15 protein-coding genes are annotated in these 19,588 nt (G+C 59.1%); 11 read left to right on the forward strand and 4 right to left on the reverse strand.

Features of this window, described 5'->3' with window-relative positions; all coding sequences use genetic code 11:
- The first annotated feature begins 57 nt into the window (after positions 1-57).
- The 3 genes from polB to rluA all read left to right on the forward strand — a co-directional run bounded on the left by polB (position 58) and on the right by rluA (position 6,127).
- The gene (polB, locus tag MMW58_RS24580) at positions 58-2,415 is read left to right on the forward strand and encodes a DNA polymerase II (RefSeq protein WP_241722288.1); all 2,358 of its coding nucleotides are present in this window, start codon (positions 58-60) and stop codon (positions 2,413-2,415) included.
- A gap of 133 nt (positions 2,416-2,548) precedes the next feature.
- The gene (rapA, locus tag MMW58_RS24585) at positions 2,549-5,455 is read left to right on the forward strand and encodes an RNA polymerase-associated protein RapA (protein ID WP_241722289.1); all 2,907 of its coding nucleotides are present in this window, start codon (positions 2,549-2,551) and stop codon (positions 5,453-5,455) included.
- A 12-nt stretch (positions 5,456-5,467) separates the two neighbouring features.
- Complete coding sequence (gene rluA / locus MMW58_RS24590) at positions 5,468-6,127, forward strand: bifunctional tRNA pseudouridine(32) synthase/23S rRNA pseudouridine(746) synthase RluA (RefSeq protein ID WP_241722290.1); 660 nt, start codon at positions 5,468-5,470, stop codon at positions 6,125-6,127.
- A 109-nt stretch (positions 6,128-6,236) separates the two neighbouring features.
- Here the strand turns inward: rluA and citX are convergent, their stop codons facing one another.
- On the reverse strand, positions 6,237-6,725 hold the full coding sequence (gene citX, locus MMW58_RS24595; protein WP_159237439.1) for a citrate lyase holo-[acyl-carrier protein] synthase: 489 nt from the start codon (positions 6,723-6,725) through the stop codon (positions 6,237-6,239).
- Positions 6,726-6,893: 168 nt separating this feature from the next.
- Positions 6,894-8,261, reverse strand: a complete 1,368-nt coding sequence (locus tag MMW58_RS24600) for a 2-hydroxycarboxylate transporter family protein (protein WP_045859954.1) — start codon at positions 8,259-8,261, stop codon at positions 6,894-6,896.
- Positions 8,262-8,547: 286 nt separating this feature from the next.
- On the opposite strand from MMW58_RS24600, the gene MMW58_RS24605 reads away from it, so the two are divergent.
- Complete coding sequence (locus MMW58_RS24605) at positions 8,548-10,173, forward strand: ATP-binding protein (protein WP_159237440.1); 1,626 nt, start codon at positions 8,548-8,550, stop codon at positions 10,171-10,173.
- Positions 10,163-10,861: a response regulator gene (locus tag MMW58_RS24610; RefSeq protein WP_133600680.1), complete on the forward strand. Its 699-nt coding sequence runs from the start codon at positions 10,163-10,165 to the stop codon at positions 10,859-10,861. Before MMW58_RS24605 ends, MMW58_RS24610 begins: the two co-directional genes overlap by 11 nt.
- Positions 10,862-10,891: 30 nt before the next feature.
- On the opposite strand, the gene djlA is transcribed toward MMW58_RS24610, so the two are convergent.
- On the reverse strand, positions 10,892-11,719 hold the full coding sequence (djlA, locus tag MMW58_RS24615) for a co-chaperone DjlA (RefSeq protein WP_133600681.1): 828 nt from the start codon (positions 11,717-11,719) through the stop codon (positions 10,892-10,894).
- 244 nt (positions 11,720-11,963) lie between these two features.
- Between djlA and lptD the strand changes: the two genes are divergently transcribed.
- From lptD to apaH, 6 genes are all read left to right on the forward strand, one after another.
- Entirely contained in the window at positions 11,964-14,309 is a 2,346-nt protein-coding gene (gene lptD, locus MMW58_RS24620; protein WP_133600682.1) for an LPS assembly protein LptD, read from the forward strand.
- 54 nt (positions 14,310-14,363) lie between these two features.
- A complete protein-coding gene (surA, locus tag MMW58_RS24625; protein ID WP_128879090.1) occupies positions 14,364-15,650 on the forward strand; it encodes a peptidylprolyl isomerase SurA in 1,287 nt (428 codons plus the stop codon).
- 186 nt (positions 15,651-15,836) lie between these two features.
- The gene (pdxA, locus tag MMW58_RS24630) at positions 15,837-16,826 is read left to right on the forward strand and encodes a 4-hydroxythreonine-4-phosphate dehydrogenase PdxA (protein WP_241722291.1); all 990 of its coding nucleotides are present in this window, start codon (positions 15,837-15,839) and stop codon (positions 16,824-16,826) included.
- Positions 16,823-17,644 carry a 16S rRNA (adenine(1518)-N(6)/adenine(1519)-N(6))-dimethyltransferase RsmA gene (gene rsmA, locus MMW58_RS24635; protein ID WP_041144011.1) on the forward strand — a complete coding sequence of 274 codons (822 nt, stop codon included), beginning with the start codon at positions 16,823-16,825 and terminating at the stop codon, positions 17,642-17,644. The genes pdxA and rsmA overlap by 4 nt, the downstream gene beginning before the upstream one ends.
- A 2-nt stretch (positions 17,645-17,646) precedes the next feature.
- Positions 17,647-18,024, forward strand: coding sequence for a Co2+/Mg2+ efflux protein ApaG (gene apaG, locus MMW58_RS24640; protein ID WP_041144010.1), 378 nt, complete (start codon positions 17,647-17,649; stop codon positions 18,022-18,024).
- 4 nt (positions 18,025-18,028) lie between these two features.
- The gene (apaH, locus tag MMW58_RS24645) at positions 18,029-18,877 is read left to right on the forward strand and encodes a bis(5'-nucleosyl)-tetraphosphatase (symmetrical) ApaH (protein WP_241722292.1); all 849 of its coding nucleotides are present in this window, start codon (positions 18,029-18,031) and stop codon (positions 18,875-18,877) included.
- A gap of 81 nt (positions 18,878-18,958) precedes the next feature.
- Here apaH and folA read toward each other — a convergent pair whose 3' ends face one another.
- Complete coding sequence (gene folA, locus MMW58_RS24650) at positions 18,959-19,438, reverse strand: type 3 dihydrofolate reductase (RefSeq protein WP_041144008.1); 480 nt, start codon at positions 19,436-19,438, stop codon at positions 18,959-18,961.
- Positions 19,439-19,588 lie beyond the last annotated feature (150 nt).

Raw genomic sequence — 19,588 nt, forward strand, 5'->3', positions numbered from 1 at the left:
CACCTTGTCATCAACCAGGCTATACTCAGGCCTGGTTTGACTTGATGAGAGCGCGGCGTGACTCAGCCACGAGAAGGTTTTTTATTGACCCGTCACTGGCGGGATACCCCCCAGGGCACGGAGCTGACCTTTTGGCTGGCAACCGACGACGGTCCCCTTCAGGTCACCCTGCCGCCGCAGGAGTCCGTGGCCTTTATCCCCGAAGCGCAGCGTGCCCAGGCTGAGCGCCTGCTGCAGGGCGAAAACGGCCTGCGCCTCGCCCCGCTAAGCCTAAAAGACTTTCACCGCCAGCCGGTTTTTGGCCTTTACTGCCGCGCCCATCGCCAGCTGATGCGCCTGGAAAAGAAGCTGCGCGAACAGGGCGTCACCGTCTACGAAGGCGATATCCGCCCCCCGGAACGCTATCTGATGGAGCGCTTTATTACCGCTCCGGTTTGGGTCGAAGGCGAAGCGCGCGGCGCAGGGTTGATCAACGCCCGCATGAAGGCCAGCCCGCACTACCGGCCGCCGCTGAAGTGGGTCTCGCTGGATATCGAAACCAGCCGCCACGGCGAGCTGTACTGCATCGGCCTGGAGGGCTGCGGCCAGCGGGTTGTCTACATGCTCGGTCCAGAGCCGGCGGCCGCTCCCGCGGTTGATTTTCAGCTGGAGTATGTCGCCAGCCGCCCGCAGCTGCTGGAAAAGCTCAACGCCTGGTTTGCCGCCCACGACCCGGACATCCTGATCGGCTGGAACGTGGTGCAGTTCGACCTGCGCGTGCTGCAAAAACACGCCGAGCGCTACCGTATTCCGCTGCTGCTCGGCCGCGGCAACAGTGAGCTGGAGTGGCGCGAGCACGGTTTTAAAAATGGCGTATTCTTCGCCCAGGCCAGCGGGCGGCTGATTATCGACGGCATTGAGGCGCTGAAATCCGCGTTCTGGAGCTTCCCCTCTTTTTCACTTGAGGCGGTAGCGCGCGAGCTGCTGGGTGAAGGCAAAGCCATCGATAATCCCTGGGATCGGATGGACGAAATCGACCGCCGCTTCAGCGAGGATAAGCCGGCGCTGGCAACCTACAACCTGCAGGACTGCGAGCTGGTGACGCGCATCTTCCAGAAAACGGAGATCGTGCCCTTTCTGCTGGAGCGCGCCACGGTTAACGGCCTGCCTGCCGACCGCCACGGCGGGTCGGTGGCCGCCTTTAGCCACCTCTATTTTCCACGCATGCACCGGCTGGGCTACGTTGCGCCCAATCTCGGCGAAGTGCCGCCGCAGGCCAGCCCCGGCGGCTACGTGATGGACTCCCGCCCCGGCCTGTACGATTCGGTGCTGGTGCTGGACTACAAAAGCCTGTACCCCTCGATTATTCGCACCTTTCTGATTGACCCGGTGGGGCTCGTCGAAGGCGGCGCCCTGCCCGACGACGAGCACAGCACCGAAGGCTTTCTCGGCGCGCGCTTCTCCCGCGAGAAGCACTGTCTGCCGGATATCGTCGGCCAGATTTGGCACGGGCGCGACGACGCCAAGCGGCATAAAAACAAGCCGCTGTCGCAGGCGTTGAAGATCATTATGAACGCCTTTTACGGCGTGCTCGGCACCAGCGCCTGCCGCTTTTTCGACCCGCGCCTGGCCTCGTCAATCACCATGCGCGGCCACGCCATCATGCGCCAGACCAAAGCGCTGATTGAGTCGCAGGGCTATGACGTTATCTACGGCGACACCGACTCCACCTTTGTCTGGCTCAGGCGCGCCCATGATGAACAAGAGGCGGCGAATATCGGCCGGTCGCTGGTGGCTTACGTCAACAGCTGGTGGACCGCCGAGCTGGGGAAATCGCGCCTCACCAGCACCCTCGAGCTGGAGTTTGAAACCCACTTCTGCCGCTTTTTAATGCCGACCATCCGCGGCGCCGATACCGGCAGCAAAAAGCGCTACGCCGGAATGATTCAGGAGGCGCAGGAGCAGAGAATGGTCTTTAAAGGGCTGGAGACGGTGCGAACCGACTGGACGCCGCTGGCCCAGCAGTTTCAGCAGGAGCTGTACCTGCGCATTTTCCGCAACCAGCCCTATCGCGACTACGTCCTGGAGACGATTAATCGGCTGATGAACGGCGAGCTCGACGATCGGCTGATCTACCGTAAGCGGCTGCGCCGGCCGCTGGCGGAATATCAGCGCAACGTTCCGCCGCACGTCCGCGCGGCAAGGCTCGCCGACGAGCACAACGTCAGGCTGGGCAGGCCGCAGCAGTACCAGCAGCGCGGCAGCATCAAATATGTCTGGACCACCGGCGGGCCGGAGCCGGTCGATTATCAGCAGTCGCCGCTCGATTACGAGCACTATTTGTCGAAACAATTACAGCCGGTCGCGGAAGGAATACTTCCCTTTGTCGACGATGATTTTGCTACAATAGTGACAGGGCAGCTGGGGCTATTTTGACAGGTGACTATCACCGCGGCATCCAGTACCATAGCGCCCTTTCCACTCCTGGACCCAATCTTGATCCCTCTCCAGCCTATTCGGAGATGATCAACTATTGCCTGCAATTTAAGAACTAAAGAGCCGAACACATATGCCTTTTACACTTGGTCAACGCTGGATTAGCGACACAGAGAGCGAACTGGGATTAGGGACGGTCGTAGCGCTGGATGCGCGCATGGTTACCCTTCTTTTCCCCGCCATCGGCGAAAATCGTCTGTACGCACGCAACGACTCCCCGATCACCCGCGTGATGTTTAATCCGGGCGACACCATCACCAGCCACGAAGGCTGGCAGCTCCAGGTTGACGAAGTTAATGAAGAGAACGGCCTGCTGGCCTATACCGGTACCCGTCTGGATACCGAGGAAGCCAACGTTGTTCTGCGTGAAGTGCTGCTCGACAGCAAGCTGGTTTTCAGCAAGCCGCAGGACCGCCTGTTCGCCGGGCAGATCGACCGTATGGACCGCTTTGCGCTGCGCTACCGCGCGCGTAAATATCAGAGCGAGCAGTACCGGATGCCGTGGAGCGGCCTGCGCGGCCAGCGCACCAGCCTGATCCCGCACCAGCTGCACATCGCCCACGACGTTGGCCGTCGCCACGCCCCGCGCGTGCTGCTGGCGGATGAGGTCGGGCTCGGTAAAACCATCGAAGCCGGGATGATCCTGCATCAGCAGCTGCTGGCCGGCGCCGCCGAGCGCGTGCTGATCGTCGTCCCGGAAACCCTGCAGCACCAGTGGCTGGTCGAAATGCTGCGCCGCTTCAACCTGCGCTTCTCGCTGTTTGACGACGAGCGCTACGCCGAAGCGCAGCACGACGCTTATAATCCGTTTGAAACCGAGCAGCTGGTGATCTGCTCCCTGGACTTCGTGCGCCGCAGCAAGCAGCGCCTGGAGCACCTGTGCGATGCCGAGTGGGACATCATGGTGGTCGACGAAGCGCACCACCTGGTGTGGAGCGAAGATGCGCCGAGCCGTGAATACCAGGCCATTGAACAGCTGGCCGAGCGCGTGCCGGGGATCCTCCTGCTGACCGCCACGCCGGAGCAGCTGGGAATGGAGAGCCATTTCGCCCGTTTGCGCCTGCTGGATCCAAACCGTTTCCACGACTTTGCCCAGTTCGTTGAAGAGCAGCAGAACTACCGCCCGGTGGCCGACGCCGTCGCCCTGCTGCTGGCAGGCAACAGGCTGAGCGATGCCGATCTGAATATGCTCGGCGAGCTGATCGGCGAGCAGGATATCGAGCCGCTGCTGCAGACCGCCAACAGCGATCGCGACGGAGCCCAGTCCGCGCGTCAGGAGCTGGTCTCCATGCTCATGGACCGCCACGGCACCAGCCGCGTTCTGTTCCGTAACACCCGTAACGGCGTGAAAGGCTTCCCGAAACGCGAACTGCACACCATTCGCCTGCCGCTGCCGATGCAGTACCAGACGGCCATCAAGGTCTCCGGCATTATGGGCGCGCGTAAAACCGCCGAAGAGCGCGCTCGCGACATGCTCTATCCGGAGCAGATCTATCAGGAGTTTGAAGGCGATAGCGGAACCTGGTGGAACTTCGACCCGCGCGTCGAGTGGCTGATGGGCCACCTGACCAGCCACCGTTCGCAGAAGGTGCTGGTGATCTGCGCGAAAGCCGCCACCGCGCTGCAGCTGGAACAGGTGCTGCGCGAGCGTGAAGGTATTCGCGCCGCGGTCTTCCACGAAGGCATGTCGATCATCGAACGCGACCGCGCCGCCGCATGGTTTGCCGAAGAGGACACCGGCGCGCAGGTGCTGCTGTGTTCTGAAATTGGCTCCGAAGGCCGCAACTTCCAGTTCGCCAGCAACCTGGTGATGTTCGATCTGCCGTTTAACCCGGATCTGCTGGAGCAGCGTATTGGCCGTCTGGACCGTATCGGCCAGGCGCACGATATTCAGATCCACGTGCCGTACCTGGAAAGAACCGCCCAGTCGGTGCTGGTCCGCTGGTATCACGAAGGGCTTGATGCCTTCGAGCACACCTGCCCGACCGGCCGTACCGTTTACGATAGCGTCCATGATCAGCTGATTAACTATCTTGCCGCGCCGGAAACCACCGACGGCTTCGACGAGCTGATTAAATCCTGCCGCCAGCAGCACGATGCGCTGAAAGCGCAGCTGGAGCAGGGCCGCGACCGCCTGCTGGAGATCCACTCTAACGGCGGCGAAGGGGCGCTGGCGCTCGCCGAAAGCATTGAAGAGCAGGATGACGACACCAGCCTGATCGCCTTTGCCATGAACCTGTTTGATATCGTCGGCGTCAACCAGGACGATCGCGGCGAGAACCTGATCGTGCTGACCCCGTCCGATCATATGCTGGTTCCGGACTTCCCGGGCCTGCCGGAAGACGGCTGCACCATCACCTTTGAGCGCGACGTCGCCCTCTCCCGCGAAGACGCGCAGTTCGTCACTTGGGAGCATCCGCTGATTATCAACGGCCTGGACCTGATCCTCTCCGGCGATACCGGCAGCAGCACCATCTCGCTGCTGAAGAACAAGGCGCTGCCGGTCGGCACGCTGCTGCTCGAGCTGATTTACGTCGTCGAAGCGCAGGCGCCGAAGCAGCTGCAGCTTAATCGCTTCCTGCCGGCCACGCCGGTGCGTATGCTGCTGGATAAGAACGGCAACAACCTCGCCGGCCAGGTGGAGTTCGAGAGCTTCAACCGCCAGCTGAGCGCCGTTAACCGCCATACCGGCAGCAAGCTGGTCAACGCGGTGCAGCAGGACGTTCACGCGATCCTCCAGCTCGGCGAAGCGCAGGTCGCTAAAGCCGCTCAGGCGCTAATCGACGCGGCGCGCGATGAGGCTAACGACAAGCTGTCGGCGGAGCTGTCGCGTCTGGAAGCGCTTAAGGCGGTGAACCCGAACATCCGCGATGACGAACTGTCGGCCATTGAGAGCAACCGTCAACAGGTGATGGATGCGCTGGCCCAGGCCGGCTGGCGTCTCGATGCGCTGCGCTTAATCGTCGTCACTCACCAGTAACGGAACGCGAATATGGCGATGGAAAACTACAATCCGCCGCAGGATCCCTGGCTGGTTATCCTCTATCAGGATGAGCACATTATGGTGGTCAACAAGCCGAGCGGCCTGTTGTCCGTGCCGGGGCGCCTGGAGGAGCATAAAGACAGCGTGATGACGCGCGTGCAGCGCGACTTTCCGCAGGCCGAGTCGGTTCACCGGCTGGATATGGCCACCAGCGGCGTGATTGTGGTGGCGCTGACCAAAGCCGCGGAGCGCGAGCTGAAGCGTCAGTTTCGCGAGCGTGAGCCGAAGAAGCAGTACGTCGCCCGCGTGTGGGGTCACCCGCAGAAAGCAGAAGGCCTGGTGGATTTTCCGCTGATTTGCGACTGGCCGAACCGGCCAAAGCAGAAGGTGTGCTACGAAACCGGCAAGGCGGCGCAAACCGAGTATGAGGTGCTGGAGTACGCGGACGATAACAGCGCCCGCGTGCGCCTGAAACCGATTACCGGGCGTTCGCACCAGCTGCGCGTGCATATGCTGGCCCTCGGTCACCCGATTCTCGGCGACCGCTTTTATGCGACGCCGGAAGCGCTGGCTATGGCCCCGCGCCTGCTGCTGCACGCGGAGATGCTGACCATCACCCATCCCGCTTTCGGCAACGCGATGACCTTCCGCGCGCCGGTCGACTTCTGACGGCGGGTTTCTGACTTCAGGTTTCCCGGGCCGGCTTAAACGCCTTGCCCGGGAAACCCCGCCCCTGCGCTAAGCGCAGCAGGAACGGGGCTCCTCAGGCTATCATCCGTTAGTCGCGGGCAAACCACGCGTCAATCATCTGCTCTACGTGAGCGGCCGACGGCTGCGGCTGGCGATCGTTGCTCTCAGCGGCGGACGGGCGGCCCTGCAGGCCCTCCGTCGGGCAAATCACTTCGATATTCCATAAACGCCCCAGCGGATGGGATTGCGTCAGCTCCGCGCACAGCGCGTTAATTTCACTGGCCGAGTGCTCAACGCACCACAGCGCTTCCGGCCCGGTTGGCAGCCACTTCACCTGACGGTCCAGCGTTTGCCAGCGGTGTTTCCACAGCAGCTGATCGAAAGCCTGCAGCGCCACGCCCATCATGTTGCGATAGCGGATGCTGTCTTTCTCCGCGCCCGGCGTCACCAGGGTGAGCGAAATAACCGGCTGCTGATAATGGGTTAACAACTCGCTCTGACGAGCTTCACGCTGCGCTTTCACCGCCAGCAGGTTTTCAACGCTGGCGCCCGCACGGGCGGGAGTATCCACGGACATTAATTCCTCTCCTTCACTGAATAAAATAACGGCGGCAGGGGCCGTCGCGATAACGGATTTCGCTGCTGATTGTATCGCTAAATGCACAGAATTTAGGATACAGGACAAAGAAATTTTCTTCGTCCCGTGGTGGGAAATAGCAGTTTTTCCTGTTAGCGCAGAACTAAATCACGCCATAAAGTGGCTCAGAAACAGCAGGCCCAAAGAGACATTGATCGCGCCGCCGATGCGGGTAGCGATTTGGGCGAACGGCATCAGGTTCATGCGGTTGCCGGAGGTGAGGATCGCCACGTCGCCGGTCCCACCCTGGCCGCTCTGGCAGCAGGAGACGATCGCCACGTCGATCGGATGCATGCCGATTTTTTTACCGACAAAGAATCCGGTCGCCACCAGCGCTGAGACGGTGCTGATAATCACCAGCAGATTGGTGATAGTAAAAGCGTTAACCAGCTCCTGCCACGGCGTAATGGCGACGCCAACGGCAAACAGAATCGGATAGGTCACCGCCGTGCGGAAGAACTTATACACCACCTGCGAGCCCTCCTGCAGGCGCGGCGATACGCCGTTAGCCAGCTTCAGCAGCACCGCCAGGAACAGCATCCCCACCGGCGCCGGCAGGCCAATCATCTTTTGCCCCAGCATCCCGAGCATATAGAGCAGTACCGCCAGCAGCGCTCCGGACGCCAGCGTCGCCACGTCCGTTTTGCCGTCAGAGCTTTCGTCGCCGACCCTTTCATGATGCGTTTCGTTGCTACGGTTCGGCATCAGCTGGCCTTCGCCGGTCAGATGCGGGAAGCGCTTGCCCAGCTGATTCAGGCTGCCGGAGATGACAATCGCCGTCAGGCTGCCCAGCATGACCATCGGCAGGACGCGGCCCAGCGCAACGCCCTGATCCATATGCATCAGCGCGGCGTAGCCAATCGACAGCGGTATCGCCCCTTCCCCTACGCCGCCGGCCATAATCGGCAGGACGATAAAGAAGAAGACCTGGAACGGCTCCAGGCCCAGCGCGGTCCCGACGCCAACGCCAACCAGCATGCCGACAACTTCACCGCACAGCATCGGGAAGAAAATGCGCAGGAACCCCTGAATCAGCGTGGTGCGGTTCATGCTCATAATGCTGCCGACGATAATGCAGCAGATGTAGAGATAGAGAATATTGGTCGACTTGTAGAATTTGGTGGTGGATTCCACCACCACGTCCGGCAGCAGGCCGTAATGAACCAGCGCCGAGGGAATAAAGGTCGCGCAGATCGCCGCCGCGCCGAGCTTGCCGAGAACCGGCAGGCGCTTGCCAAACTCGCCGCAGGCGAAGCCAAAAAAGGCCAGCGTCGCCACCATCACCACAATGTCGCTCGGCAGCTTGCCGCCCAGACAGTCCAGGGCAATTAAGCCCCCGGCCAGCAGGAACAGCGGCAGCGGGATAATCCCGACTTTGCGGTTGTCCATAACGTGCCACCAGCGCTGCTTCAGCGTGGCTTTTGGGGTATCGATGGGGTCGAGGGTCGCAGAGAATGCATCGTCAGTGGTGCTCATAGGTTTAGCCCTTTAGTTATTATTCATCTTCAGACTAGGGGGGAATAAGCCGACTTAATGTGAGGGTTGCCAGATTAAAAATGAAGTTTTAATGGGCACTATGGTTTTTATGGTTTCTATTCCCGGCGTGATATATCTCTGATTTATTAGCGTGGTTTTTATGGTTTTTTGTCGCAGCCCTGGAGATCATTTATAAATAGGCTTCGCGGATCGATTCTGTTCCCTGACCCCGGCGTAAGCGGCCGCTCGTGACTTGCCCGCCTTACTGAGACTCTGTACGAGGCCTATGAAAGTTTCCTTTCAATTTAAGCTGTTTATTTCCCTGGTGGCATTTTTCTCGATCCTCTTTGCCCTGCTGGGCGTGTATTACTATTTCGATGCCAGCCATCAGCTTTATCAGGAAATGAGCACCCGCGCCAAAATACAGGCCGAAGAGATTGCTCTGATGCCCAATTTACGCCAGCAGGTTGCCCGCAGGGATCCGCAGGCGATAAACGCCTTTATGCAGGAAATCGCCGCCCACAGCGACGCCAGCTTTATTGTTGTTGGCGACGCGCGGGGCGTGCATCTGTTCCACTCCGTGCACCCGGAGTGGGTCGGCACCCGGCTGGTTGGCGGCGATAATCAGGCGGTGCTGGATGGGAAAACCATTACCACCATCCGCAAAGGCGGGCTCGGGATTTCGCTGCGCAGCAAGGCGCCGGTGCGTGACGACGCGGGTCGGGTGGTGGGGATTGTTTCCGTCGGCTATCTGACCAGCTACCTCGACAGCATCACGCTGCAAAAAGTCATCAATATCTTCGTCGCCGCCGTGCTGCTGCTGGTTGCGCTGTTTATCTTCTCCTGGTACTTCACCCGCAGCATCAAGAAGCAGATCTTCTCCCTCGAGCCGCGGGAAATCGGCCTGCTGGTGCGCCAGCAAAAGGCGATGATGGAATCAATCTATGAAGGGGTTATCGTTATCGACCACACCCGCCGCATCAAGGTCATTAACCACGCCGCCCGCAGCCTGCTCGGCCTGACCCAGCCCGCGCACCGGCTGCGCGGGCAGTCGATCGATAGCGTCATCGTGCCGCAGCCGTTTTTCGCCAGCGGCGAGATGCTGGAAAGCGACACGCACGACGAGCTATGCCGCTTCAACCAGCTCACCGTCCTCGCCAGCCGGGTGCGCATCATGCTGGAGAACTCGCTGCAGGGCTGGGTGATCACCTTCCGCGACCGGGACGAAATCAACTCCCTTAGCGCCCAGCTCAGCCAGGTGAAACGCTATGTGGATAACCTGCGCATCATGCGCCATGAGCAGCTGAACCGCATGACGACGCTTTCCGGCCTGCTGCACATGGGCCACTACGACGAGGCCATTCGCTATATTCAGGCGCAGTCGGAGCATGCCCAGGAGCTGCTGGACTTTATTTCATCCCGCTTTAGCTCACCGACGCTCTGCGGCCTGCTGCTGGGTAAGGCCGCCAGGGCGCGGGAGAAAGGCGTCGAGCTGAGCTTCGACCCCGCCTGCCACATCGACCGGCCGCTGCCGTCGTTAATTGAATCGGAGCTCATCTCTATCATCGGCAACCTGCTGGATAACGCCATCGAAGCCACCCAGCGCGCCGAACTGCCGCACGAGCCGGTTGAAGTGCTGATCCAGCTCAACGCCCGGGAGCTGATGATTGAAGTGGCCGATCGCGGCGTCGGCATTCGCCCGGAGATCCGCGATCGAATCTTTGAACGCGGCGTCACCACTAAAACCCGCGGCGATCACGGCATCGGCCTGTATCTTATTGAACACTATGTCACTCAGGCTGGCGGCACCATCGAGGTTGCCGATAACTCGCCGCGCGGGGCCATCTTTACGCTGTTTATTCCCGCCGACGGTCCGGCCCACCCGCCACAAGGGGCACACTATGCATCATGACCTGGTCGATGTACTGATCGTCGAAGATGAGAGCGAGCTGGCGCGTCTGCACGCCGAGCTGATTCAAAAACACCCGCGCATGCGGCTGGCAGGCATGGCCGCCTCGCTCACCCAGGCGCGGCAGATGCTCAACGCCAGCCCGCCGCAGCTGGTGCTGCTCGACAACTATTTACCCGACGGTAAGGGGGTGACGCTGATGACCGACCCGCTGCTGGCAAGCGCCAACTGCTCGGTTATCTTTATTACCGCCGCCAGCGACATGGAAACCTGCAGCCTGGCCATTCGCAACGGGGCCTTCGACTACATCCTGAAGCCAGTCTCCTGGAAACGGCTGAGCCAGTCTCTCGAGCGCTTCGTTCAGTTTTACGACCAGCAGCGGGAGTGGAAGATTGTCGATCAGCAAAACGTCGATTCGCTGTACCAGCTACAGGCGAAAAACTTTCGCGCCGATAGCGGCAGCAAAGGGATTGAGGAAAAAACGCTGGCGCTGGTGCAGAACCTGTTTAGCGGGCGGGAAGAACACTGCTTTTCGGTCGATGAGGTGGTGAACGATGCCGGCCTGAGTAAAACGACCGCCCGCCGCTACCTGGAGCACTGCGTGGAAACGGGCTTTCTGGAAGTGGAAATGCTGTACGGTAAAATTGGCCATCCGCGGCGGATGTACCGCCGCGCCAGGAGCCCGTCCTGAAACCTCTCCCCGGCGGGAGAGGCCGGCAAATCAGAAGCCGCGCTGCTCTTTGACCAGCTCCCAGGCCTTCTGAATATCCTGAGCCTTCTGCTTCGCCATCTCCATCATTTCCGGCGGCAGGCCCTTCGCCACCAGCTTATCCGGATGGTGCTCGCTCATCAGCTTGCGGTAGGCGCGCTTGACGGTTGCCGCGTCGTCGGTCGGCTTCACGCCAAGCACGTTGCAGGCGTCCTCAAGGGTCGGCCCGCGCTGCGCCTGCTGCCAGCCGCCCTGGCCGCGGCCCTGGTACCCGGAGTGCTGCTGCGAACCGCCGCCGAACTGGGCCCCGCCCTGCATCATGCGCAGGAACTGCTCAAACTGGGCGCGAGAGATCCCCAGCTCGTCGGCAATAACGAACAGAACCTCGCGTTCATTAGGGTGTAATTCGCCGTCGGCGAAGGCCGCCTGCAGCTGAATTTCCAGAAACATCCGAATCAAATCAAAGCGGCCGAAACAGACGCTGCGCAGCTGACGCATTTTCTCGCGCAGTGGGTAATCGTCTGATTTCCCTACGCGAAACGCCTGCTGTGCCGCCGTACGCGACTCGCCATGCAAATTCATGCGATCCATCAGGATGCTGGCAACATGAATATCGGCTTCGGTCACGCGACCTTTCGATTTTGTCAGATGGCCCATCACCTCAAAGGTGGTGGAAAAGAACAGCGACTGCCGCTCCTGCTGGTTAGCAAAAACGTTAATTCGCCGACGGCGCGCGCGATCGAATATATGACCGACCAGTAAGCCCAGCACCACACCCCAGAAGCCCGCGCCCATCATCAGCGCAACCGCAACCCCAATTATTTTTCCCAAATACTGCATAGACTCCCCAATCTTTATGCCGCCAGTTAAGCTATATATGACCGCACGTTACAAAGCACTGACGCTTCGGTCAATTGTGGGACATAGCCTATAATTTGCTTTATCATACTCGTCATTCTACACGGTGCCTAACGCTCGGGATTGAAACGGGCAGGATTAACACTAGCGCGATGAAGATGAGTACGTTAGGCTCTGACCGTTTGCAAGCCGCTGCCACAAGATGACGGAACAACAAATACAACGTATGAAAAAACGTATTCCCAGCCTCCTGGCCACCATGATTGCCAGCGCCTTGTATAGCCAACAGGGCCTCGCTGCCGATCTCGCCACGCAGTGTATGCTTGGCGTCCCAAGCTATAATCGACCCCTCGTTGAAGGTAAAACTAACGAGCTGCCGGTGACGATCGATGCCGATCATGCGAAGGGCAACTACCCGGATAATGCCACATTCACCGGTAACGTCGATATTAACCAGGGGAATAGCCGTCTTCAGGCGGATGAGGTTCAGCTTCATCAGCAGCAGGCAGCGGGCCAGCCTCAGCCCGTGCGCACCGTCGATGCCTTGGGCAACGTTCACTATGACGATAATCAGGTGATCCTGAAAGGCCCGAAAGGCTGGTCAAACCTGAATACCAAAGATACCAATATCTGGGAAGGTGATTACCAGATGGTCGGCCGCCAGGGCCGCGGCAAGGCCGATCTGATGAAGCAGCGCGGTGAAAACCGCTACACCATTCTGGAAAACGGCAGCTTTACCTCCTGTCTGCCGGGTTCTGACACCTGGAGCGTCGTCGGCAGCGAAGTTATCCACGACCGCGAAGAGCAGGTGGCGGAGATCTGGAACGCGCGTTTTAAGCTCGGCTCCGTGCCTATTTTCTACAGCCCTTACCTGCAGCTGCCGGTCGGGGATAAGCGTCGTTCCGGCTTCCTGATCCCTAACGCCAAATACAGCACCAAAAATGGCGTGGAGTTCTCGCTCCCCTACTACTGGAATATCGCGCCTAACTTCGACGCCACCCTGACGCCGCACTATATGAACAAGCGCGGCGGCGTGATGTGGGAAAACGAATTCCGCTATCTGACCAAAGCCGGCACGGGCCTGTTCGAGTTTGACTACCTGCCGTCCGACAAGGTCTACCAGGACGATCACTCCAGCGACAGCAACAGCCGCCGCTGGCTGTTTTACTGGAACCATTCCGGGGTCATCGACCAGGTGTGGCGCCTTAACGCCGACTACACCAAGGTCAGCGATCCGGACTACTTTAACGATTTCAGCTCGAAATACGGTTCCAGCACCGACGGCTACGCCACGCAGAAATTCAGCGCCGGCTACGTTAACCAGAACTTCGACGCCACCGTGTCGACCAAACAGTTCCAGGTCTTTAACCGCGATTCGAGCAACTCCTATGCCGCTCAGCCGCAGCTGGACGTTAACTACTACCAGAACGACGTCGGTCCGTTTGATACCCATCTTTACGGTCAGGCGGTGCACTTCGTTAATACTAACGCCAACATGCCGGAAGCGACCCGCGTCCACTTTGAGCCGACGATCAATCTGCCGCTGTCTAACGGCTGGGGCAGCATCAATACCGAAGCCAAGCTGCTGGCGACCCACTACCAGCAGAGCAACCTCGACGACTACAACGCGGCGAATAACGCGGACTACAAAGAGTCCGTTAACCGCGTGATGCCGCAGTTTAAAATCGACGGCAAAATGGTCTTCGAGCGCGATATGCAGGAGAGCTTTACCCAGACTCTGGAACCGCGCGTGCAGTACCTGTACATCCCGTATCGCGACCAGAGCCACATCGGTTCTTACGACTCCACCCTGCTGCAATCGGACTACAGCGGCCTGTTCCGCGACCGCTCCTACAGCGGCCTGGACCGTATTGCATCCGCAAACCAGGTATCTACCGGCGTCACGTCTCGCGTATATGATGCAGCCGCCGTTGAACGTTTTAATATTTCCGTTGGTCAAATCTATTATTTCACCGAGTCACGTACCGGTGATGACAACATCAACTGGGAGAATAACGACACAAGGGGTTCACTGGTTTGGGCCGGAGATACTTACTGGCGCATCGCCGATGACTGGGGTTTACGCGGGGGAATTCAGTACGATACGCGTCTGGATAACGTCGCAACCGGTAACGGCACCGTTGAATACCGTCGCGACGAAAACCGCTTAGTCCAACTTAACTATCGTTACGCCAGCCCGGAATACATTCAGGCCACGCTGCCTTCGTATTCAACCGCTGAGCAGTACAAAAACGGTATTTCTCAGGTGGGTATGACCGCCAGCTGGCCGGTAGTCGATCGCTGGTCCGTCGTCGGCGCATACTACTTTGATACCAATACCAAAAAGAGCGCCAACCAGATGTTAGGGGTGCAGTATAACTCCTGCTGCTACGCGATTCGTCTCGGCTATGAACGTAAGATCAACGGCTGGGATAACAACGGCAACGGCGAGAGTAAATACGACAATACCTTTGGCATCAACATTGAGCTACGCGGTCTGAGCTCCAACTACGGTCTCGGCACCCAGCAGATGCTGCGTTCGAACATTCTACCGTACCAGAACTCCCTGTGATGTGGCTGGTTTAAAACGTAATCCGCCTTTGCGGTTAATTGAAATGGAAAAAGTATGAAGAACTGGAAAACGCTGCTTCTCGGTATCGCCATGATCGCGAATACCAGTTTCGCTGCCCCACAGGTTGTCGATAAAGTAGCGGCTGTCGTCAATAATGGCGTTGTTCTTGAAAGCGACGTCAATGGCCTGATGCAATCGGTTAAGCTTAACGCCGGCCAGGCCGGCCAGCAGCTGCCGGATGATGCCACCCTACGTCATCAGATCCTCGAAAGACTGATTATGGACCAGATTGTTTTGCAGATGGGCCAGAAGATGGGCGTAAAAATCTCTGACGACCAGGTCGATCAGGCGATTGCCAACATCGCGAAGCAGAACAATATGACCATGGATCAGATGCGCAGCCGTCTGGCCTATGACGGTCTGAACTACGCCACCTACCGCAATCAGATCCGCAAAGAGATGCTGATTTCAGAAGTGCGTAATAACGAAGTGCGTCGCCGCATTACCGTGCTGCCGCAGGAAGTTGAATCTCTGGCAAAACAGATTGGCGATCAGAACGATGCCAGCACCGAGCTGAACCTGAGCCACATCCTGGTTCCGCTGTCGGAAAACCCAACCTCTGACCAGGTTGCTGCAGCGCAGGAGCAGGCGAACTCTATCGTTGAGCAGGCGCGCAGCGGCGCGGACTTCGGCAAGCTGGCGATCAGCTACTCTGCCGACCAGCAGGCGCTGAAAGGCGGCCAGATGGGCTGGGGTCGTATTCAGGAGCTGCCGGGGATCTTCGCCCAGGCGCTGAGCACCGCGAAGAAAGGCGACATCGTCGGCCCGATCCGCTCCGGCGTTGGCTTCCATATCCTGAAAATTAACGATATGCGCGGCGAAAGCAAAAATATCTCCGTTACCGAAGTCCACGCTCGCCACATTCTGCTGAAGTCGTCGCCGATCATGAACGATGCCCAGGCGAAGGCCAAGCTGGAGCAGATTGCAGCGGACATTAAGAGCGGGAAAACCACCTTCGCTAAAGCAGCGAAAGAGTTTTCTGAAGATCCGGGCTCTGCTAACCAGGGCGGCGATTTGGGCTGGGCAACCACCGATATCTTCGACCCGGCGTTCCGCGATGCGCTGATGCACATGAGCAAAGGCCAGACCAGCGCTCCGGTGCACTCCTCCTTCGGCTGGCACCTGATTGAGCTGCTGGACACCCGTCAGGTTGACAGAACCGACGCGGCGCAGAAAGATCGCGCCTACCGGATGCTGATGAACCGTAAGTTCTCGGAAGAAGCGGCGACCTGGATGCAGGAACAGCGCGCCAGCGCTTACGTCAAAGTTCTGAGTAACTAATTTACCGCCCGATACGCCAGACGTTCCACGCGTATCGGGCGGCAAGCGCATAGCGCTCCCAGGCCCACCGATGATGAGCCCGCGGGGCGATGCCGCTGACCCTAACGTTGCCTGCGACGGCCCAAAACGGGCGAGGCTCATGGATGAACCGCCAACGGCGTAGCCAACCAGGAAATTGCCTGAAGGATGAAGTGTATGAATCGTGTTGTCATCACTCCCGGGGAACCTGCCGGGATTGGCCCTGACCTCGTCGCGCAGCTTGCGCAGCGCGACTGGCCGGTTGAACTGGTGGTTTGCGCCGATGGCGCACTGTTATCTGACCGAGCCCAGCGGCTCGGTCTTCCTTTATTGCTTCAGCCCTGGGACCCGTCCCGCCCCGCCGCCCCGCAGCGCGCCGGCACCCTGACCCTGCTTCCCGTCCCGCTGAACGCCCCGGTAACGCCCGGCGTGCTGGACGTGCACAACGGTAGCTACGTGGTGGAAACCCTGGCGCGCGCCTGCGACGGCTGCCTTAACGGCGAGTTTGCGGCCTTAATTACCGGGCCGGTCCATAAAGGCAATATCAACGACGCCGGGATCGCCTTCACCGGACATACTGAGTTCTTCGAAGAGCGGGCGCAGGCCAGTAAAGTGGTGATGATGCTGGCAACGGAGGAGCTTCGCGTCGCGCTGGCGACCACCCATCTGCCGCTGAAAGCGATCAGTGACGCCATTACCCCCGACCTGCTGCGTGAAGTCATCACCATCCTTGACCACGATCTGCGGCACAAGTTTGGTATTGCCCATCCGCACGTGCTGGTCTGCGGCCTGAACCCGCACGCGGGAGAAGGCGGCCACATGGGCACGGAAGAGATCGACACCATCATTCCGGTGCTGGAAGAGATGCGCGCCCTGGGGATGAATCTCAGCGGGCCGCTGCCGGCTGATACCCTTTTTCAGCCTAAATATCTCGACCACGCCGATGCGGTGCTCGCGATGTACCACGATCAGGGTCTTCCCGTGCTAAAATACCAGGGCTTCGGCCGCGGCGTTAACATTACGCTCGGTTTACCCTTTATTCGAACCTCCGTTGACCACGGTACCGCGCTGGAACTGGCGGGCCTGGGAAAAGCGGATGTCGGCAGTTTTATCACGGCGCTTAATCTCGCCATTAAAATGATTGTTAATACGCAATGAATAATCGAGTCCATCAGGGCCACTTAGCCCGTAAACGCTTCGGGCAAAACTTTCTCAACGATCGGTTTGTGATTGACAGTATTGTCTCGGCCATTAATCCACAGAAAGGTCAGGCGATTGTCGAAATCGGCCCGGGCCTGGCCGCGCTGACCGAGCCGGTAGGCGAACGTCTGGACGAGCTCACCGTTATCGAGCTGGACCGCGACCTGGCCGCCCGCCTGAAAACGCACCCGTTCTTAGGGCCAAAGCTGACCATTTATCAGCAGGATGCCATGACCATGAACTTCGGCGAGCTGTCGCAGAACATGGGTCAGCCGCTGCGCGTGTTCGGCAACCTGCCTTACAACATCTCCACGCCGCTGATGTTCCACCTGTTCAGCTATACTGATGCCATTGCCGACATGCACTTTATGCTGCAAAAAGAGGTCGTCAATCGCCTGGTTGCCGGTCCGAACAGCAAGGCGTATGGTCGACTGAGCGTTATGGCGCAGTATTACTGCCAGATAATCCCGGTGCTTGAAGTCCCGCCGACCGCCTTTACGCCGCCGCCTAAAGTCGATTCCGCCGTGGTGCGCCTGGTGCCCTATCGCACGCTGCCGCATCCGGTCAAAGAGGTCCGCGTACTGAGCCGAATCACCACCGAAGCGTTCAACCAGCGCCGGAAAACAATTCGCAACAGCCTCGGCAATCTGTTCAGCGTTGAAGTGCTGACCGAGCTGGGCATCGACCCGGCTAAGCGTGCAGAGAATATTTCCGTGGCGCAGTATTGTCAGCTAGCTAACTGGTTAACTGAAAACTCGCCCACCAAGGAGAGCTAACCATGATCAATTCGCCCCGAGTTTGTGTACAGGTACAGAGCGTCTATATCGAATCGCAGTCTTCTCCGGAAAACGATCGTTACGTCTTCGCTTATACCGTCACCATCCGCAACCTGGGGCGGAGTCAGGTTCAGCTACTTGGCCGCTACTGGCTTATCACCAACGGTCACGGTCGTGAGACTGAGGTTCAGGGTGAAGGGGTTGTCGGCGAGCAGCCGCATATTCCCGCTGGCGGGGAGTTTCAATACACCAGCGGCGCGGTTATTGAAACGCCGCTGGGCACCATGCAGGGACATTACGCTATGATCGACGTGAACGGTGCGCCGTTCTCCGTCGACATCCCTGTTTTCCGTCTCGCAGTACCAACGCTCATTCACTAAAACCATGTCTACATACCTTATTGGCGACGTTCACGGTTGCTACGATGAACTGATCGCATTATTAAAGCAGGTTGCGTTTACTCCCGGCAGCGATACGCTGTGGCTCACCGGCGATTTAGTCGCCCGCGGCCCGGGCTCGCTGGAGGTTTTACGCTACGTAAAATCCCTGGGCGACAGCGTGCGTATTGTCCTCGGCAATCACGATCTCCATCTGCTGGCGGTCTTCGCCGGCATTAGCCGCAACAAGCCGAAAGATCGGCTCAAGCCGCTGCTGGAAGCGCCGGATGCCGATGATCTTCTCAACTGGCTGCGTCGCCAGCCGCTGATGCAGATTGATGAAGAGAAAAAGCTGGTGATGGCCCATGCCGGCATCACGCCGCAGTGGGATCTGCCAACGGCGCAGCAGTGCGCGCGCGATGTTGAAGCGGTGCTCTCCAGCGACTCCTATCCGTTCTTCCTCGACGCCATGTATGGCGACATGCCCAACAACTGGAGCAGCGAGCTGAGCGGCCTGGCGCGACTGCGTTTTATCTCCAACGCCTTCACCCGCATGCGCTACTGCTTCCCTAACGGGCAGCTGGATATGTATGCCAAAGAAGCGCCGGAGGACGCCCCGGCGCCCCTGAAGCCGTGGTTTACCATCCCCGGACCGGTAGCGAACGAGTACAGCATTGCCTTTGGCCACTGGGCTTCGCTGGAGGGGCGCGGGACGCCTGAGGGCATTTATGCCCTGGATACCGGCTGCTGCTGGGGGGGAGATCTCACCTGCCTGCGCTGGGAAGACAAGGCGTACTTCATCCAGCCGTCGAACCGGCAGAAGGATCTGGGTGAAGGTGAGGCGGTCGCCTCCTGAGAAAGATCCCGGATAGCTGCGCGCTATCCGGGTAATCTGAGAAGCCCTGTTCCCGGAAGCTCGGCGCTACCGGGGACGGACTTAGCGACGTTCGAGAACTTCGAAACAGTAGCTGTGCGAGTTCTGCGCGTCGGCGTCGTGGAATTCGCTGAATACCGACTCCCACTGGTCCGGATCGTAATCCGGGAAGTGGGTATCGCCTTCCACTTCAGCATCAATATGCGTCAAATAGAGCTTCTGGGCTTTCGGCAGGAACTGCTCGTACACGCGGCCGCCGCCGATCACCATCATCTCTTCAACGTCGCCGCAGGCGGCAATCGCTTCATCAACCGATTTAACCCACTGCACGCGATCGTCGCTCCCGGGCTGGCTGCTGATGACGATATTTTTACGGCCAGGCAGCGGACGACCGATAGATTCCCAGGTCAGGCGACCCATAATCACCGGCTTGTTTAACGTATTACGTTTAAACCAGGCGAGATCGGCAGGCAGGTTCCATGGCATGGCGTTTTCCATACCAATGACGCGATCCACCGCTAACGCCGCAATCAGACTGATCATTGAATATTTCCCAAATACAAAAAATTGCCGCCACTATACGGAAAGCATAATACTTCGTCGACTGGACGGAGGGTAAAGAATACGAAAATTTTCGGATTTGCTGGCGAGCCCACGTCAGCCTCGTGGGCCGCCAGATTAGAACGACGCGCT

The organism is Klebsiella sp. HC6 (assembly GCF_022605325.1).
Taxonomy (GTDB): domain Bacteria; phylum Pseudomonadota; class Gammaproteobacteria; order Enterobacterales; family Enterobacteriaceae; genus Klebsiella; species Klebsiella terrigena.

What these genes read in the sequence shown, in the direction of transcription:
- rapA (WP_241722289.1), top strand. Translation starts at nt 2,549, where the DNA reads ATGCCTTTTACACTTGGTCAACGCTGGATTAGCGACACAGAGAGCGAA.
- rluA (WP_241722290.1), top strand. Translation starts at nt 5,468, where the DNA reads ATGGCGATGGAAAACTACAATCCGCCGCAGGATCCCTGGCTGGTTATC.
- citX (WP_159237439.1), bottom strand. Translation starts at nt 6,725, where the DNA reads ATGTCCGTGGATACTCCCGCCCGTGCGGGCGCCAGCGTTGAAAACCTG.
- MMW58_RS24600 (WP_045859954.1), bottom strand. Translation starts at nt 8,261, where the DNA reads ATGAGCACCACTGACGATGCATTCTCTGCGACCCTCGACCCCATCGAT.
- MMW58_RS24605 (WP_159237440.1), top strand. Translation starts at nt 8,548, where the DNA reads ATGAAAGTTTCCTTTCAATTTAAGCTGTTTATTTCCCTGGTGGCATTT.
- MMW58_RS24610 (WP_133600680.1), top strand. Translation starts at nt 10,163, where the DNA reads ATGCATCATGACCTGGTCGATGTACTGATCGTCGAAGATGAGAGCGAG.
- djlA (WP_133600681.1), bottom strand. Translation starts at nt 11,719, where the DNA reads ATGCAGTATTTGGGAAAAATAATTGGGGTTGCGGTTGCGCTGATGATG.
- lptD (WP_133600682.1), top strand. Translation starts at nt 11,964, where the DNA reads ATGAAAAAACGTATTCCCAGCCTCCTGGCCACCATGATTGCCAGCGCC.
- surA (WP_128879090.1), top strand. Translation starts at nt 14,364, where the DNA reads ATGAAGAACTGGAAAACGCTGCTTCTCGGTATCGCCATGATCGCGAAT.
- pdxA (WP_241722291.1), top strand. Translation starts at nt 15,837, where the DNA reads ATGAAGTGTATGAATCGTGTTGTCATCACTCCCGGGGAACCTGCCGGG.
- rsmA (WP_041144011.1), top strand. Translation starts at nt 16,823, where the DNA reads ATGAATAATCGAGTCCATCAGGGCCACTTAGCCCGTAAACGCTTCGGG.
- apaG (WP_041144010.1), top strand. Translation starts at nt 17,647, where the DNA reads ATGATCAATTCGCCCCGAGTTTGTGTACAGGTACAGAGCGTCTATATC.
- apaH (WP_241722292.1), top strand. Translation starts at nt 18,029, where the DNA reads ATGTCTACATACCTTATTGGCGACGTTCACGGTTGCTACGATGAACTG.
- folA (WP_041144008.1), bottom strand. Translation starts at nt 19,438, where the DNA reads ATGATCAGTCTGATTGCGGCGTTAGCGGTGGATCGCGTCATTGGTATG.